The 16,553-nt window shown below is 42.1% G+C and carries 14 protein-coding genes and 1 riboswitch; of the genes, 10 read left to right on the top strand and 4 right to left on the bottom strand.

Annotated features, from left to right (window positions below; translation table 11 throughout):
- Positions 1-59: 59 nt before the first annotated feature.
- Both AC1Z3S_RS02020 and eno read right to left on the bottom strand, forming a co-directional pair.
- Positions 60-713: a 2,3-bisphosphoglycerate-dependent phosphoglycerate mutase gene (locus AC1Z3S_RS02020; RefSeq protein WP_461739416.1), complete on the bottom strand. Its 654-nt coding sequence runs from the start codon at positions 711-713 to the stop codon at positions 60-62.
- A 36-nt stretch (positions 714-749) separates the two neighbouring features.
- Positions 750-2,021 carry a phosphopyruvate hydratase gene (eno, locus tag AC1Z3S_RS02015; protein ID WP_461738959.1) on the bottom strand — a complete coding sequence of 424 codons (1,272 nt, stop codon included), beginning with the start codon at positions 2,019-2,021 and terminating at the stop codon, positions 750-752.
- A gap of 90 nt (positions 2,022-2,111) precedes the next feature.
- Positions 2,112-2,175: riboswitch (Fluoride riboswitch) on the bottom strand.
- Between the two features lie 423 nt (positions 2,176-2,598).
- Here eno and AC1Z3S_RS02010 point away from each other — a divergent pair.
- The 7 genes from AC1Z3S_RS02010 (at position 2,599) to AC1Z3S_RS01980 (ending at position 12,097) form a co-directional block, all read left to right on the top strand.
- Positions 2,599-2,790, top strand: a complete 192-nt coding sequence (locus tag AC1Z3S_RS02010; protein WP_461738958.1) for a hypothetical protein — start codon at positions 2,599-2,601, stop codon at positions 2,788-2,790.
- A 90-nt stretch (positions 2,791-2,880) separates the two neighbouring features.
- The gene (locus tag AC1Z3S_RS02005) at positions 2,881-5,325 is read left to right on the top strand and encodes a prealbumin-like fold domain-containing protein (protein WP_461738957.1); all 2,445 of its coding nucleotides are present in this window, start codon (positions 2,881-2,883) and stop codon (positions 5,323-5,325) included.
- The gene (locus AC1Z3S_RS02000; protein WP_461738956.1) at positions 5,244-6,386 is read left to right on the top strand and encodes a hypothetical protein; all 1,143 of its coding nucleotides are present in this window, start codon (positions 5,244-5,246) and stop codon (positions 6,384-6,386) included. Before AC1Z3S_RS02005 ends, AC1Z3S_RS02000 begins: the two co-directional genes overlap by 82 nt.
- Positions 6,386-8,035 (top strand): pilin N-terminal domain-containing protein, encoded by a 1,650-nt coding sequence (locus tag AC1Z3S_RS01995; protein ID WP_461738955.1) that lies wholly within the window; start codon positions 6,386-6,388, stop codon positions 8,033-8,035. The genes AC1Z3S_RS02000 and AC1Z3S_RS01995 overlap by 1 nt, the downstream gene beginning before the upstream one ends.
- Complete coding sequence (locus tag AC1Z3S_RS01990; protein ID WP_461738954.1) at positions 8,028-9,683, top strand: SpaH/EbpB family LPXTG-anchored major pilin; 1,656 nt, start codon at positions 8,028-8,030, stop codon at positions 9,681-9,683. Before AC1Z3S_RS01995 ends, AC1Z3S_RS01990 begins: the two co-directional genes overlap by 8 nt.
- Positions 9,684-9,712: 29 nt before the next feature.
- Positions 9,713-10,885 (top strand): class C sortase, encoded by a 1,173-nt coding sequence (locus AC1Z3S_RS01985; protein WP_461738953.1) that lies wholly within the window; start codon positions 9,713-9,715, stop codon positions 10,883-10,885.
- A gap of 228 nt (positions 10,886-11,113) precedes the next feature.
- Positions 11,114-12,097, top strand: coding sequence for an alpha/beta hydrolase fold domain-containing protein (locus AC1Z3S_RS01980; RefSeq protein ID WP_461738952.1), 984 nt, complete (start codon positions 11,114-11,116; stop codon positions 12,095-12,097).
- 66 nt (positions 12,098-12,163) lie between these two features.
- On the opposite strand, the gene AC1Z3S_RS01975 is transcribed toward AC1Z3S_RS01980, so the two are convergent.
- The gene (locus AC1Z3S_RS01975) at positions 12,164-12,967 is read right to left on the bottom strand and encodes an HAD-IIB family hydrolase (RefSeq protein WP_461738951.1); all 804 of its coding nucleotides are present in this window, start codon (positions 12,965-12,967) and stop codon (positions 12,164-12,166) included.
- Positions 12,968-13,105: 138 nt separating this feature from the next.
- On the opposite strand from AC1Z3S_RS01975, the gene AC1Z3S_RS01970 reads away from it, so the two are divergent.
- The 3 genes from AC1Z3S_RS01970 to AC1Z3S_RS01960 all read left to right on the top strand — a co-directional run bounded on the left by AC1Z3S_RS01970 (position 13,106) and on the right by AC1Z3S_RS01960 (position 15,745).
- Positions 13,106-14,113 (top strand): ROK family protein, encoded by a 1,008-nt coding sequence (locus AC1Z3S_RS01970; protein WP_461738950.1) that lies wholly within the window; start codon positions 13,106-13,108, stop codon positions 14,111-14,113.
- 111 nt (positions 14,114-14,224) lie between these two features.
- Positions 14,225-14,500 (top strand): hypothetical protein, encoded by a 276-nt coding sequence (locus AC1Z3S_RS01965; RefSeq protein WP_461738949.1) that lies wholly within the window; start codon positions 14,225-14,227, stop codon positions 14,498-14,500.
- A 75-nt stretch (positions 14,501-14,575) separates the two neighbouring features.
- On the top strand, positions 14,576-15,745 hold the full coding sequence (locus tag AC1Z3S_RS01960) for an MFS transporter (protein ID WP_461738948.1): 1,170 nt from the start codon (positions 14,576-14,578) through the stop codon (positions 15,743-15,745).
- A gap of 64 nt (positions 15,746-15,809) precedes the next feature.
- Here AC1Z3S_RS01960 and AC1Z3S_RS01955 read toward each other — a convergent pair whose 3' ends face one another.
- Positions 15,810-16,523, bottom strand: a complete 714-nt coding sequence (locus AC1Z3S_RS01955) for a glucosamine-6-phosphate deaminase (RefSeq protein WP_461738947.1) — start codon at positions 16,521-16,523, stop codon at positions 15,810-15,812.
- Positions 16,524-16,553: the final 30 nt, after the last annotated feature.

The following is a 16,553-nucleotide window of genomic DNA, read 5'->3' as shown; positions in this document are numbered from 1 at the left end:
TTGACGTTTCTATCTAGTGCTATTATTTCAGTCAATCCCTATAGTCAACTATCTTTTCCTCACACTCCCCACCGACTCTTCACTTCCAAGCCCTCCCCAAACTCATACCAAATCGCATCGCCAGTTGCCACACTGATTTTTTCTATCGCTTCATCTGAAATACTTTCGATATATTTCACCAAGGCTCGCATCGTATTGCCATGAGTGACAATCAGGACATTTTTGTCAGCTAAAAGCAGCGGTGCAATCTGATCTTGCCATAGAGGCAGCACACGAACAAGCGTGTCTGCCAGACTTTCCGTCAGCGGAACGATGTCTTGGCCTGCGTTTTGATAACGCCGGTCACTTAACTTAGTTGTAGCGGCTGGTGGTGCAATTTTGAAACTGCGGCGGCGCTTTTCTAATTCTTCTACGCCATAGATGGCTGCCAGCTCAGCTTTGTTTAGCCCTTGCCAAGCTCCGTAATGGCGCTCATTTAAACGCCAACTTTTTGTAACCGGGATAGCCAGTTGATGCAATTCTTCTAAAACAATAGTTGTCGAAAGAATCCCGCGACTTAAAACAGAGGTAAAGGCCGCATCAAAGTGAATATTCTCCTGTAGAAGTAGCTTGCCGACACGGTGAGCCTGTTTGACGCCGACTTTTGTCAGTGGAAAATCAAGCCAGCCAGTAAAAATATTTTGATAATTGGCTTCACTTTGGCCATGTCTCATTAGAATTAAGGTCACGGGAATTCCTCCAGAATCTCTTTATTTTTTAGGGAAACGGGCTAAGCCGACATTTTCACCTAGTTCTTCTTCAATGCGTAAAAATTGATTGTATTTTTCCACTCGTTCACTGCGGGCCATCGAACCGGTTTTGATTTGACCGGCATTTAAAGCGACCGCAAAATCGGCGATGAAGGTATCGCCAGTTTCACCGGAACGGTGAGAAATCATCGTATTATAGCCATTGGCTCGGGCAATCTTGATAGCTTCAATCGATTCGGAAACGGTACCGATTTGATTTAGTTTAATCAAAATCGCATTTGCGACACCCTTGGTGATACCTTCTTTGAAAATCTTCGGATTGGTGACAAAAATATCATCCCCTACCAATTGGATTTCTTGACCCATCACATCCGTTTGCCGCTTGAAGCCGTCCCAATCATGTTCAGAAAAGCCATCTTCAATTGAGATTAAAGCTGGATATTTTTTCACTAATTCTTGGTAGTAGGCTAGCAATTCAGCTGAGGTTAATTCTTTGCCTTCAAAATGATATTTGTGGGTTTCATCTGAATAAAATTCGCTAGAGGCAGGGTCAATGGCGATAGCAATTTCAGCTCCTGGTGTATAGCCCGCTTCAGTGATAGCTTGATATAGCATTTCTATTGCTGCTTCTGTGTTCGCTAATTTTGGTGCGAAGCCGCCTTCGTCTCCTACTGCTGTTTCATAGCCATCTTTGGCTAAAACAGATTTTAGTGTATGATAGATGTTGGCCACTTTTTCGACGCCATCGCGAAAGCTAGTCCGTTTGACTGGAGTAAGCAAAAATTCCTGCACATCAATTCCAGAATCTGCGTGGACCCCACCGTTGATGACATTGAAAAAAGGTTGCGGTAATTCTAGGTCAACACCGCCTAAATAACGATATAAAGGAATTTTTTTGCTGGCAGCAGCGGCCCGGGCAACAGCCATTGAGACCCCTAAGATGGCATTGGCGCCAAGTCGACTTTTATTGGGTGTCCCATCCAAATCAATCATAATTTTATCTAAACCCGCTTGATCAAAGGGTGACTTGCCAATCAAGGCGGCTTTGATTTCTGTGTTGACATTTTCAACAGCTTGTAAAACGCCTTTCCCCTGCAAACGAGTTCCACCATCTCTCAATTCTACCGCTTCTCGATCGCCAGTGGAAGCCCCAGACGGCACTTCTGCTCGCCCCATTGTTCCATCAGACAAAATGACGTCGGCCTCCACCGTTGGATTTCCTCTTGAATCAAAAATTTCTCTCGCCTTAATGTTTTCGATTGTTACTGTCATGATTGTTTCCTCCTTAAGATAAAAAATGTAAAACAAAAAACGCCTGTCTATAATTACTTTACTCAATGCTTGCGCACTCAAATAAACTAACTATAGACAGGCGTCATCAGCCATTTTCATGGCACTTATAGGGAACACCATCCCTGATTGACCAAAGTATAATCCTAAAAAAAAATTTTAGCAATTAATTTGAACCAATCATTCTTTTTTTATTCTTAAGCAAATTTTTTTATAGTTTCTCGCTACGAATTATAAAAGAATCTATTTTAAACTTCGACCTAACTATGCCATCAAAACTAACAAAAAAACAATTAAATAACTATGATTATTAAATTAATTTTGCGATATCAGAAAAACCACATATTCGTTATCTTTAAAACCAAATTCCATTATCCTGCCAATTTTCCCAAAAAAATTATTTATCTTTATAACGGTTGTTTTTTATCAAAAAAGATGATAATGTCCAATTGTAATTAATATTTTTAGTTAAAATAAATTAAAAATTAGTTTATTCGTCAGAATTATTCGTTTTTAACAAAAAGGTAGACAATAAAAACAAAAGGAAGGAGGATTCTTTTTGAAAAGGAAATTTGTTTTTTTATGGGCGGTCATTTTGCTTGTCCTTCAAGGTGTTTTCTTGTTTGCCAAAAGCTCTCAAACAGATGCATTTGAAAAAAATCCAGCAGTCCATCCTCAAGAGGAAAGAGTCGCTTTACAGCAGCTGAAAAAGCAGCCCAGCTCTTTGGCCGAGACAGCTACAGGCTCGTAAAAAACGATTCACCCGAGTACAAATTCTGAAACTGAAGTTAGTCCAACTGCCAGTGAATCTATTCGTTCTACTAATAATCTGACTTTTCCAATGCTAGATGTTGAAAGCGGCTTGGCTGCAACGGGAACTCAAAAAAGTTACCCGACAAATTACACCAGTAACTACCTGACAGGTCAGGGGGCTGCCTCAAAAACAGTCGCTCCTTTAGGAAATCTGGATAGTCTGGTGCCGGAACTAAGTGGCTTTTATCCCCATGAGCAGTTTGACAAGCAAATTACTACTACAAAAAGCCATATTTTGAACAATGATTTCACCCAAGGTACTCAAGTTTTCACTAACAATCAACCTGATGATGTCGCTAATATCAGCAATTACTTCTATGATTATGGCGACTTTTATCTGCGGAAATGGGCTGCCCCTTCGGTAATGGCAGCTGCCTCAGCCAATAACTACGAGGTTTACATTGATATTATCAATAAACTGCAGGAGGAGTCTCCTTCAAAACTAGTAGACTTGGTGATTATTAGAAATAATTTCAATCCATTTCCAACTGGTAATTTTGAACCAACTGGAAAAAATGAAAGTATGCTGGCTCATAATAATCTGATGTTTCAAGCTCAATCTGAAATATTGAGCACTTATCGCAACGACAAGAATGTTCGAATCGGCTATGTCCGCAATGATAATTGGCAGCCGACTGAATGTATCTGGCTGGACCAAAACAATCAAAATGCTGATACAACCAATGTCGGTGGCTATTGGAGTCTCGTCAAAGAATTGCAGGCCGCCGTCAAAGGACTGGAGAGCGCTCGTCCCAATGCTCGAAAGGCGATTTTGTATATCGATAATCTCTATGGACCGTTGACGATTACTGGTAGCTCGAGTACCAATGACCTTAGCTACACGGGCGGAGCTGCCGTTGATTTTTACCAGCGGCAAAATAATTTCTATTTTAAACAAATGCTGCCGGAAATCAAAAAAATCGCTCTCGAAGATATCCATATCTCAACTGCTGTTTATGGAATTAACGCTGATGAGGCTGTCAATAATCCTTACTTTACAAATTTAGTCTCCCTGATGGACACAGTTAGCAGCGATAATTGGACTCAATTAATTCCCTTCGGCAGTGACCAAGCCACTATCAATCAATTGCTTGAAGAAGTGGTGGGTAACATTTTCGTACCACAGCCAAAGACCTTTGCCATTGAAGAGGAAACCGGTGAGTATCTTTCTAGCGTCGGTCATTTAGGCGGCTTAGGGAACACGACGAATGCTACATATAATAATATTTCGACCTATCCAATTGATACAGCTGCCAACACTGTTGATTGGACCAAGCCGACAGCCCTACCAGTCGAGCACGCCGAGATCACCGGACATTTGTCTGCTACCGGCAATCAAACGTTTTCGATTAAAAATTTGAATGTTTCACCCAAGCAATTGGTCCGACTGCACTACACGTTGCAACTAAATCAAGGAACTCGCAATGGTCTTTTCCGTCAAGTCAGCGGAAATGATTCTGAAATCAGTTTTAATGAAAAAACTTATCAAAATTTACCGAATGCTTCTGTCCGCAATTTCGGTGGTGGTCATACGATTCAAGTTACAAAAACTGATGAATTAGGCAATCCAGTACCAAACGTGCCCTATGCTTTATATGAAAAACAAATTGATCAAAATGGCGTAGAAAAAGAGGTGCTTCTTTACACCGCTCCAACTATTCTACAAACCATTAATCCGGGAACCGCTAATGAGCGGCAGGTAGCGATAGCAGAATTTCCCGAAAATATTTTACACATTTCTCATAATTATTCTGGACTTGAAGGTAATCCGCCAGACTTTTGGGAAGCAAATATGATTGGTTGGAGCAATCAATATATCGTTAGGGAAGTGACCGACAGCAGCCTGTATCCTTTTCCGGAAAGTATTTTGCCTTATGAGAACGATATAGTTTTCAGAGGTGGTTCTTATCAAGTTGGCAATGAGGCACCTAAAGTTCGGCTTATCGAAAAAAATGGTCAGACTTCAGCCAATATTAGTAATCGACTCACAATGAAGCTCACTTCTGAAAATGATTTTTACCTAGTAAATATTGATTTGATTAACGACCTCTCGCCTCTCTCGCTTGAGCTAAAGAAATTTGTTGGTTATTCCGACACAAATCTTGTCAATAAAGATACTGCATTGGCTGGCGCTGAGTTCCGCTTTTTTAAAGTCGATGGTACGCAGGAAGTTGAGCAGGCATCAGGCACTTCTCAAAGTGATGGCACCGTTGCTTTTTCCAACAACCAGCAACCTTTTGAAATAACAGAGCCTGGTACTTACCGGATTCGCGAAACTACTACACCGAAGGGTTACCGAGACAGCTTTTTGATGCTACTGGTAGCGGTTCTGCCTATTGGGAATTTTCTTATACTGGGCAACGGACAGGTACCATTCAGCTGGATTATCACTTGGAAAATTCTGTCAAAAGTATTTGCCTCACTTCTAGATTCCATAGTGATTCTAGCGATGGCAAGCAAACCCAATACTTAACCTTTGCTCTTCCAAATATTGCGTTGCAGCCGCCATTGACCATCGCTAAAACCAATGACGATGGTTCGGTTCCAATTGATGGCGTCTGGTTTTCGCTTCAACCAATTGAAGCGGACGGCAAATACGGCAGACTGCGGTATATTTCCTACACCGGCTTTGATCAAGTTTCAGGAATTGATGACCAAGGTTCCGGAAGAGGGCAATTTTATCGTTTAGACATCCGCTATTCCCTTGGCTTGCAAATTGGCCAGGCTGATCCTTGGATTATGCAAGACGGCCTTTATGTCGTCAAAGAGTTAACCAATCATGAGAAATCACTGACTAACCTCTATGATATTTTTTCTCCCTACCGACCACGAGGCTATTTAGAAAATAAGCAGGAATACAAAGTGGAAATCATCAACGGTCAAGCCTATCAGTTGTTGCCCGATAACACTAAAAACTCGCTGGAAAATAATCAGCTGACAATTACTAACGAACTACAAAGTTTTTCCTTAGATATGCTGGCGTTTAATACAGTCACTGGCCCGTCTAGCGTCATTGATGGTGCAAGCTTTACAGTCTTTAATGAAGATCGCAGCATTTATCAAGAAAATGTGACTTCTCTTGTGAATTTACCTACAAATAAGACTTATTATTTACAACAAACATCTACAAAAACTATGGAAGATTACTATACTTTGCCGGGAGAATACAAATTAGAAATTCGACCTTTTACAACAGAAGATGCCAACTCTTCCACCGTTTTTTCCAGCACCTCCAGCCGCGGACAAATGCTGGTGAGCTTAACCTATTATCCGACAAAAGGCAGTAGCAGCGATGCTGTGATTATCGCTGAAACAGCGGAAGCCAATGTGACGGAGTTTTCCGTCGATTGGGATGATCAAGCAGGCCAAACTGCCAAAATCACTGTCGGCTTTCCCAATGAACCTTGGGGAAGTTTACCTGAAACAGGTGGGAATCATTGGCAGCTTTTAGGAAAAGTTGGCATGATTTTACTGACAGCTGCAGCCGTTCTTTTTCTTTCCCTTAAGTGGCGCACCAGAAAGCGGGTGATGTGATGAAGCTGAAAAAATGCCTGCCCTTACTCGTCTTTTTCCTATTTTTTCCGGTAGCTACTCAGGCCCAATCTAAAACTGAAATAATTTTACACCCACGGCTCTTTGAAACATCCGATATGAATGCTCAGTTAACAAATGATGGTCTTGAGTTAGCTGCTGGCGACGAACTGTTAACCAGCTCAAAGCCATTGATTGGAGCGACCTTTACCGTTTATGACGCTACTACGAATTATCACGAGTTGCTTCAGGGGCAATCGCCGCAGGAGGTACCCGAGATTTTAGCCCAGACAGCCGTCTCGGAATTTGAAAAAGTTATCGAGTTGACTTCTGATGCTAATGGAGAGGCCCGCACAATGGTCAATACAGGAAGTCCAGCCCAACCCAAAGTCTACGTGATTGTCTTAACCAGTTTACCTGATGGCATCAGTCAGCAGATGGCACCCTTAGTTCTTGGGCTGCCGATTCGTTCACCAACCAGCGACGAATGGCTGTCAGAGCTGCATCTGTATCCCAAATTTTCCCATTTGGGAACAATCGATTTTACTGTTGCTCTTGATTTATCAGCAGAGGCCACTCGTTCCTTTTCAATTGGTGCTTGGGTGCCGTATCTGTATCAGATAAATTTTCCAGCCGAGTTCAAGCTAACTGACAATCAAGAAATCAAAATTCTACAGATTTTTGATGAAAACTTATTGGCAAGGTACGACACATTGAAGGTGGAACTGGCAAATCGTGAAAATGCTACCGAGGACTTAATCGCAGAATGCTATCCGGCAACTACCGAAGAAATGGCGGCTTTTACTCAAGGCGAAGCCACCAGCAAACAAGGACTTTGGCTCGTCTTTAACCGCCAAAAATTATTGGCATTCTTAGCTGTTGCACCAGATTCAGTCTTAGCTCTGCGGCAGTCAATGATTTTAAATGCTGCCTTACCAGATACGGCTTTGACCAATGAAGCCTACTTAATTATTGAAGAAAGTAGCCCGGCAAAAATAGTCGCAGCCTCCAATCAAGTCCTCTATGCTGCAGCGGAAGACGTCTATACATATGGACATCAATTTAAAAAGCTTGACTTGGCTACTCAGCACCCCTTAGCAGATGCCCAATTTTTATTGGGCAATCAACAGGGAACTAATTTTTTTGCCGGCTATCTGCTGGTAACTGAAAAACTTGCTGAGCAGACCCTGACCTATCCTTATCCAGTCTGGCTGTCAGCGTCGGAAAAGAATCAGCTCACTGCTGAGTCGCAAACGGCAGCAGAGACAAATACCCGCTTAGAAGCTTTTGTCAGAAAAAAAGCGCAAACTGCTGGTTTAACTGCTCAAGGCGCTTTTACCTCCGGACTGCGAGTTAGTCAAGGAGACGGCCTGTTTCATTTTAACGGCTTCGCTGCGGGAACCTATCAACTGCAGGAAATTGCACCGCCGCCAAATTATCTTGGCAATCAAACAGGAATCAAGGTTGTTTATGGCAAAAACACTGCCGAGACAATTTTGGATATTTTTAATAAAAAACAATCGGTATCTTCAAATGAAGCGCTGCCCAAAGCCGGCGAAAATACGCAACCTAAGATAATTTTTTTCGGCCTGCTGCTGATTGCTTTTGCACTTCTTTGGGCATACCATACTAGGAGGAAAACACATGAATAAGATTGGGAAAATTGTTTTAAGTTTATTATTAATCTTCGGGAGTTTCTTCGGCTGCGGACAGCTAGCACAAGCCGCTGAACCTGATGATTCGACATTGGTGAATATCACAGTCCATAAACGGCTCTTTGATAGAACTCAGCTGGGAAATACTCTTTACGAAAATACTGGTATGCTGACAGACAATTTTGGCGGGGCGCCACAGGGGGGGGCCGAATTTACCCTCTTTGATGTCAGTGCAGAATATTATGCAAATTTGGCAGATCAACAAGTTTCCGATGCAACTGATGTTAAGCTCTACGTTAACACTAGTGGAGACGGCATTGCAAAAATCACTACTGAAGCTGTTAACGGAACCGGCGTTTTTAACAACATCCCTAGCCGTTCAAGACAGGACCACAACAAATACGCTGCCTATCTGATTCGGGAAACAGGTGTTCCTAGCAGCTCACAGGCTGTTTCACAAGATATTTTACTCGTGTTGCCAGTACCAACTTACTCTGAAGTCGCAGGTCAGCAAGAACCTGATTTTGAAACCGTCAATCGTGATATCCACCTCTACCCAAAAAATACTGCTGTCTACGACCAGGTTATTTCCAAAAAACTTGTGGATGCAACAGGCGCCGAAATCACTGACACGAATAAAGCCAATCAATATTTCGGCATTGGTGAAACCATCACTTATCAAGTGACCATGGGCTTAGATTATTTAAAATCCGTGAATGCGGATCAAATGAAAATTTTTGGCTTCACCGATACACCAGATGCTGCGATTACCTTAGACACTGTCACTGCCAACCTCACGTATAATAATGGCACAGCTGATTTAGATTTGAGCAGCTATTTTACTCTGCCAACTGCCAACAATGGCTCTTACACAATTACTTCGAGTGAGTCAGGTTTAATGAACTCATTAGTTGCAACAGGTGCTGAACAAGTCGTCTTTACCCTAACTGGTCATTTAGCTGCCAGTGCTGATTTATTGGCTGACTTCCGTTATTATAATACGGCCAAGTCCTTTGTAGAGTATAACGAAAAGGACTCCGTTAAAGTTGAAGCCCTGCAAAAACCAGCTGTTTATACCGGCGGAAAGGTCTTCAGTAAAGCCGATGCAGACGATTATAAGTTATTTCTAGGCGGTGCGCAATTCTATTTATATCGTTTAGATAAAGATGGTAACAAAGAATACTTTGTAACGCAGCCGGTCAATGGCTCTTATTGGACCGCTGGCACAAAAGGCTCTGACGTTGCAAATGCTTGGACCGCCACCTCTAGTTCTGACCAAAGTACCCGCGGTGAGTTTGAAGTTATCGGCTTACCGATTAGTTCGAACAACTATTATCTAGAAGAATTTGCTAATCCGGCTAACTATGTTAAACCTGCTTCTGATTTTAGTTTTACGGTAGCTTTAGACACTTACGCAAAAGAATACACTGAAACCACTGATGGAGAAGGCCAACCTTCCTTGACGACAGTTTACGCCGACCGTGATACCGTTCCGAATATTAAAGAGGACCAAGGAAAACTGATTGGTTTCTTACCTTCCACGGGGGGAACAGGTTTTTACCTGATTTTATTGGCAGGTCTGGCAGTTTTAGCAACAGCTTTACTTACTTTGAAAAAATTACGAAACCATAAGCAGGAAGTTTAAGATTTATCTTTAAGAAAAGAGGAGCAGCAATGAAAAAAAGTTCAGTTAGCTATATTCTGATCTATCTTTTTCTGCTGTTCCTTATTTTAATTGGCGGACTTTTAGTTAGCTACCCGTTATACCGGGAAGCGCTGGGCCAGTTTTTCGACCAGCAGATACTGCAGGAATATCAAGACCAGGCTTATCAGCAGAACCAGCAAAAGGTAGCAACGCTTCAGGAAAAAGAAAAGGAAAACCGTGAGCTAGCGTTAAATGGCAATTTGCCGGGATTTTCAGGTGACCCCTTCTCCGAAGAGCGGAGCGGCCCAAATCCAGTTGAGCGCAGTTATTTGCTGGAGCACTTAATTGGGCGGGTCTATCTGCCTAGTATTCAAGCTGAAACGCTTTTGTTTGATACGACAAATGATACCCTCTTAGATCGAGGAGCCACTCTTTTAGAAGGAACTTCCTTTCCGATTGGCGGAAAAAGTACCCATACAGCAATCTCAGCCCATCGTGGTTTAGCAGAAAAGAAATTATTTACCGACCTGCCGGATTTAACGATTGGCGATCAATTTATTATTGAAGTCTATGGTGAAAAGCGGGCGTATCAAGTCGACCAGATAAAAACCGTTTTACCAGATGACATCAAAGACTTGCTCATCTCACCGGTCGAGGATTTGGCAACACTGATTACCTGTACGCCTTATCTAATTAACTCCCATCGCTTACTGGTGCGGGGCCATCGAATTCCTTATTCCGAGGCATTGGCAAAATCTATTTCAGACAGTAGCCGCATGGTTGCACAGAAAAGCTGGTTAATCTTAGGTGGTCTCATCGGATTTCTGTTGCTGCTCCTTTATTTAATCTGGCGCAGCCTTCGAATTTTTCTATTGCGGCGGCAACAGTGTCGGATTGAATTTTGTTTATTAACTGGAAATAAACGACCTCGGCAAAAAATTGTTTTTGAGGTCTTGGACACCAAGCAGCGGCCCTTTTATCGTAAGGGTCATGTTCTAAAAATTAGAACGGACCAAAAAGGGTTAGCTTCTATAATAATACCAAAGGATAAATATATTTTGCGGGAAGTTAAAAGCGGCAAACTGTTTCGCGTCAACAGCCGTAAAAAAGCTGCTGCGAAACACTATTTGCAGACAAAGGATTATCAGCTTCAACTGCGAAAAATTCCCTGCCTGCTCTCACTAAAGAAAGACCAGGTCTAAATACCTATCCTCAAAAATTGAATTTTCTTATTAAAAATGGACTACATCACGACGGCCTTCACCCCCGACTGATGTAGTCCATTTGTCTTTAATTTTTGGAAAAAGGCTGCCTATGAAGGCCGATAGTTGGGGCTTAGCTTTTTTCTTGTTATAATCAGATGAATAGATTACAGGTGACTATCAAAGTCCCCTAATCAATGCTGAAACTAATTAACGAGGAGAATTCCCATGAAAAAGAAACTCATCACTAGTTTATCTGTCATCGGCGGAGTATCGGCCGGTCTTTATGCCTATAGCCATCTGATTGAAAAGCGCTCCCTTGCAAGCTTTTCTTTGGAGAAAAGCCTGGGTCTGCTTAATTTCCCAAGAAAACGCAAAAATCAAGCCAGCTTCATGACTCATCTGCTAGATCACGCAGCTGAAGTCAATCAGCTGCCAGTTAAAAATCCGAAAAAGTATTTATCTGGTCCTGTTACTGAATTTTATTTTAAGGGGATGCAGGTTTTTTCTTGGAATGATTTAGCCAACCCTCGGCAAAAGGTCATTTTCTATTTGCATGGCGGAGCTTATGTCGCTCAGCCCTCCGCTTTTCATTTTAAGGCAGTGGACCGCATCGCCAAAGAAACCGGTGCACGCGTTATTTTCCCAATTTATCCCAAGCTGCCGGCTGCTGATTTCCAGGTGGCTTATCCAAAAATTGAAGCCTTGTATCAAGAGGTTTTACTATCAGTTTTTTCAGCTCGACAAATCACATTGATGGGGGATTCGGCTGGCGGTGGTCTAGCTTTAGGCTTAGCGCTTTTACTAAAGCAAAACGAACTGCCGCAACCAAAAAATATTATTTTGCTCTCCCCTTGGCTTGATATTGATACCAGCAACCCGGTGACGCAAAAGTTTGCGGCGACTGACCCGCTGCTTTCAGTTGAGCAGCTGAGTATTTTAGGAAAACTTTGGGGGACTGGACAATTAAAGAATCCATTAGTCAGCCCTTTATATGGTGACTTCACAGGCTTAGGACAGATTTCCCTTTTCATTGGCACCCATGAATTATTTTATCCGTCGGCGCTGGTCTTGCGGCAAAAGCTGCAGGAGCTAGAGCTGCCCCATCATTTTGTGATTGGCGAAAAAATGAATCATGTCTATCCGATTTTGCCGATTCCAGAAGCTAAAAAAGCCCAGCAAAAAATTGCTGAGCTGATCTTAGCCAATTAAATCACGCTTGATCGTCGTAGGAAGAGTTGCTAAAACAGCAAAGCTTCCTGCGATAATTTTTTTAGTTTATTTTTGCAGTGAAAGAATTTTTTCGATAGTATTTAGAACGCCATTTTCATCATTTGATTTTGTGATGAAGGCCGCTGCTTCTTTGGTTTGATCGAAGCCATTGCTCATGGCAAAGCTATACTCGCCTCTTGCCATCAATTCGATATCATTCAGACCATCGCCGAAAACCATTGTTTCCGCTGGGGTGACGTTGAGAATTTTTTGTAATTCAGCCACTGTTGTACCTTTGTGCACGCCGTGATTGGAAATATCAATCCAGGCTGCTTCAGAGGCAACAATATAGGCTTGCTCTTCAAAATCAGTCAATTCTTTGACCGTTTCAAAGCACCGTAGCTGATTGTCATAAACGGTAATTTTAACGAAATCTTCTGTCAGATTATCAAAGCTTGGGACAACCTCCACGACTTCATAAGAACCCCGCACCATTCTAACATCGTTAACAGGCAGCGTATCTAAAACAAAGGCTGCCGTCGGTGTGCAGGCGATAATCACATAATCGTTATGAATTTCCATTAATTTTTTGATTAACGCCATGCCGATTTTATTTGGCAACAGCGATTCAAAGACATACTCACCTTGGTGTTTAATTCTGGTAGCACTGTCGCCGAGAATCCATAAGTCATTGGCAAATTCTTCGCCAAATAATTTCTCGACACGTTCACACTGTTTGCCGGTACAAGCGGAAAAGGCAATCCCCTGTTCCTTCATCATGTTGTTCACCCGACGAAAATAATCCTTGTCAAATAAGCTCTGACTATTCAAAAAAGTTCCGTCTAAATCACTAATCACTAATTTAATCATTTTAGTAGCCAACTTTCTATTTAATTAAACTTCTTAATTAAGTTTATTTATTTTTATAGCGCTTGTCAAGCAGTTTTTGATTTACAAGTTGGCTTTTTTCTCTTATAGTTAATTAAGCTAGTTAATTAAGGAGACCTTATGAGTTCAAATAAAAATCTAATTCGCGATAAAAATCTGCAAACCCTCAAAGTTTATCTGTTTCAAAAGGGCCAGGCCTTGAAGGCAGAGATGGCCAAAGATACCGGCCTGAGCGTGGTGACAATTAATGCGTTGGTTAAAGAATTGCTGGCGCAAAATATTTTTTCAGAAGGCGAGCTGGTGCAGCCGCCGTTGGGCCGGCCGGCGATTAATTATTATTTCAATTACGATCAAAGCCATTTTCTTTTGCTGAGCATTCAACAGGAACAGGTTGCTGGGCAGCGAAAGTTAATTTTTGACGGCCGTGTAGTCAACTTAAAGGGCACCCAAAAAATGCAGAAACGGCTGGACTTCACGCCGATTTCTTTAGAAAATTTTACCAGTGTAATTCAACAATACTTACAAGCAGCGGAAGAATTTACAATTGAAAAAATTGGCCTTTCGCTACCGGGAAAAATTTATCAGGGAAAAATTCTTTCCAGCTGGGAGACGCTCTTTGATGGCTGGGAACCGGCCGCTGCCTTAGAAAAAATCACGGATATTCCGCTAGTGATGCAAAATGATGCCCACTTGTTAACGGTGGGCTATGCCAAAAAGCATCAGTTGCCGACTGTTGAAAGTATTGTCGGCATCTATTATCCCGAAAACAGTATGCCGGGCATTACTATTTATGATAAGGGCGCACTGATTGAAGGGGGCCATAATCTGGCTGGTGAAGCCAAGTACCTGCCCCATTTGATTGATGGGAGCATTCCGACATCACCGGCGGAATTATTGACGAATTTAACGCAAATTTTAGCGATTTACAACGCTGTGATTGCCCCGGATACGTTTATTATTTCTGCTGAATCTGTTCAGGCGCAGGCCGTTCAAGAGACGATTGCCGCTTCCGATATTTTAAGCAAACAGATGAATCAGCCGGCTTATTTATTTGATGAAAACTTTCAACAATCCTTAACAGTCGGCCTTTTATGGCTGGTTACTTTAGAGACAATTTATCATTTTTAAAAAGTGAACCATTTTTCTGAGGGAAAAGTGTTTCACTTTTTTCTTTACAAATCTCCTTTTTGTTAATATACTTAATTAAAGATATTAATTAAGTTGAAGGAAGGACTTAAAATGGAAAATAAAAAAATCGAACGGATAATTTTTATCGATGATTCTGGTCTGCCAGCTGCCCTAGTCAAAATTATGGTTAAAAATTTACTATTGATGGCAGGTAGAGAGTGTAGTTTAAAAGTAATTAAATTGGCAAATATTCTGAGTTACCCTTTGCAAAACGGTCAGACAATTTTAGTTGGTCCGCATATTTCTTTGGCGGACCGCAACTTGAAACAAGCTTTGCCGCAGCGCACTCGTTTAGAAAAATTTACGCCGACAAATTTTGCCATTTAATTCTCTTTCAAACTGTGGTATTTTTACTAAAGTAGCGAAATTTTAAAAAATAAATGATTTTATTGGAGAAAAATTATGTATTCCTTGTTACTTGTAATTATTTATGTGGCGTTTATCAGTTTGGGGCTGCCGGATTCTTTGATTGGCTCGGCTTGGCCGGTGATGCAGCAGGACTTGAATGTACCGGTGTCTTATGCTGGCTTTATCACCATGACAATTGCTGCGGGTACGATTGTTTCTAGTGTTTTTTCAGACAAGCTGACTAAAAAATTGGGCACGAGTTTGGTGACCCTCTTCAGTGTCTTGACGACGGCGATTGCACTTTTTGGTTTCTCCTTTTCCCATAGTTTTTGGGCGCTGATTCTCTGGGCGATTCCTTACGGTTTGGGGGCTGGTGCGGTCGATGCGGCGTTGAATAACTACGTGGCCCTTCATTATAATTCTCGTCATATGAACTGGCTTCATTGCTTTTGGGGTGTTGGAGCGGCGATTAGTCCCTACATCATGAGTTACTATTTAACGGCCGGTGAAGCTTGGAATAACGGCTATCGCACTGTGGGGATTTTGCAGCTGATTTTAACAGTTATTTTGTTTATCAGCCTGCCTCTGTGGAAGCAGCATCGAACGGTCGTTGAAACTTCTGAAACATCGACAAAAGGGCTCTCTTTAAAGGAAGTATTCGGGTTAAGAGGGATTTGGTTTATCTTGATTGCCTTTTTAGGCTATTCGGCAGTTGAACAGACAACTGGTCTGTGGGCTAGTACTTTCTTAGTGGAAACCCGCAATGTCGCGCCAGATGTGGCCGCCCAGTTTGCCTCTTATTTCTTTTTGGGCATCACCTTTGGCCGCTTTTTATCAGGAATTATCGCAAACCACTTTGGCGATCGCCAGTTAATTTGCATGGGCATCGGCATTTTGACAGTCGGCGCTCTGCTGATTTTAATCCCAGCTGAGACAACCATCTTTGCGCTAGCCGGATTAATCATCGTCGGTTTAGGCTGTGCCCCGATTTATCCGTCGATTATTCATTCGACGCCGGCCAATTTTGGTAAGGAAAATTCTCAATCAGTGATTGGGATTCAAATGGCAGCAGCCTATGTTGGCACAACTTTTATGCCGCCTTTATTCGGCTTTTTAGCTTCGGCGATTTCGATTCAGCTCTACCCGGTTTATTTATTACTCTTCGCCTTTTTATTGTTCTTCTGTACCGAAAAATTAAACCGCACTTTAAAAAAAGCGGCCTAACTAAAAACAACATTTCACCACTTGCCTTCATGTGAAGACTAGTGGGAAATGTTGTTTTTTTTCTTTATTTACTTAATTCTTGAGCGGCCTCTTGATCAAGAATCACCGTCAAATTAGGATGTGTGGTTAAAATGCTGGCGGGAATTTCTTCGGTAACTGGTCCCTCCAAAACAGCTTTAACAATTTGGGCTTTGGCTGTGCCGTTGACAATCAGCAGCAGTTGCTTGGCCGCCATAATCGTTTTCGGACCAAAGGTGACCGCCTTAGCGCCCGGCTCCTTGCCAAGAGCGGCTTTTAATTGCTCCCACATGTCATCGCCGGGACCCATTTCAATCGGGTAAATGCCTCGATTAAACTTTGTTAAGCCGGGCATATTGGCACAAAAATGCCCATCATTGCCTAGTCCCATCACCACCAAATCAAGACCGCCATCCATCAACAGTTTTTCTTCAAATTCTTGGTAATTTTTCTCATTGAATTCTTGAATATTTTCCGGGGCAATCTGGGCCGGCTGATAAAAAGTTTCATTCAAGGCCGCCATCGTCAAGCCGTAGCGTTCCCCCACAATCGGCACTTCATCAAAATTATAATAATAAACTTGCTCTGACTGATAATGCATTTTTGCTAAACGCTCCAACAAAATTTCGTACATGCGTGTTGGCGAATTGCCGGTAGTCAGCGACAGATTTACCCGTCCCTCCTCGGCAATTTTACTTAACACCATGCCGGCAGCCAGTTCACTTAAGGTTTCATAATCTTCTGTGATAATTAAATTCATTGGGCAACACTCCTTCATTTATCCGCTTTC

Source organism: Enterococcus sp. LJL90, assembly GCF_056924355.1.
This window is presented reverse-complemented; position numbering and strand designations above follow the sequence as displayed.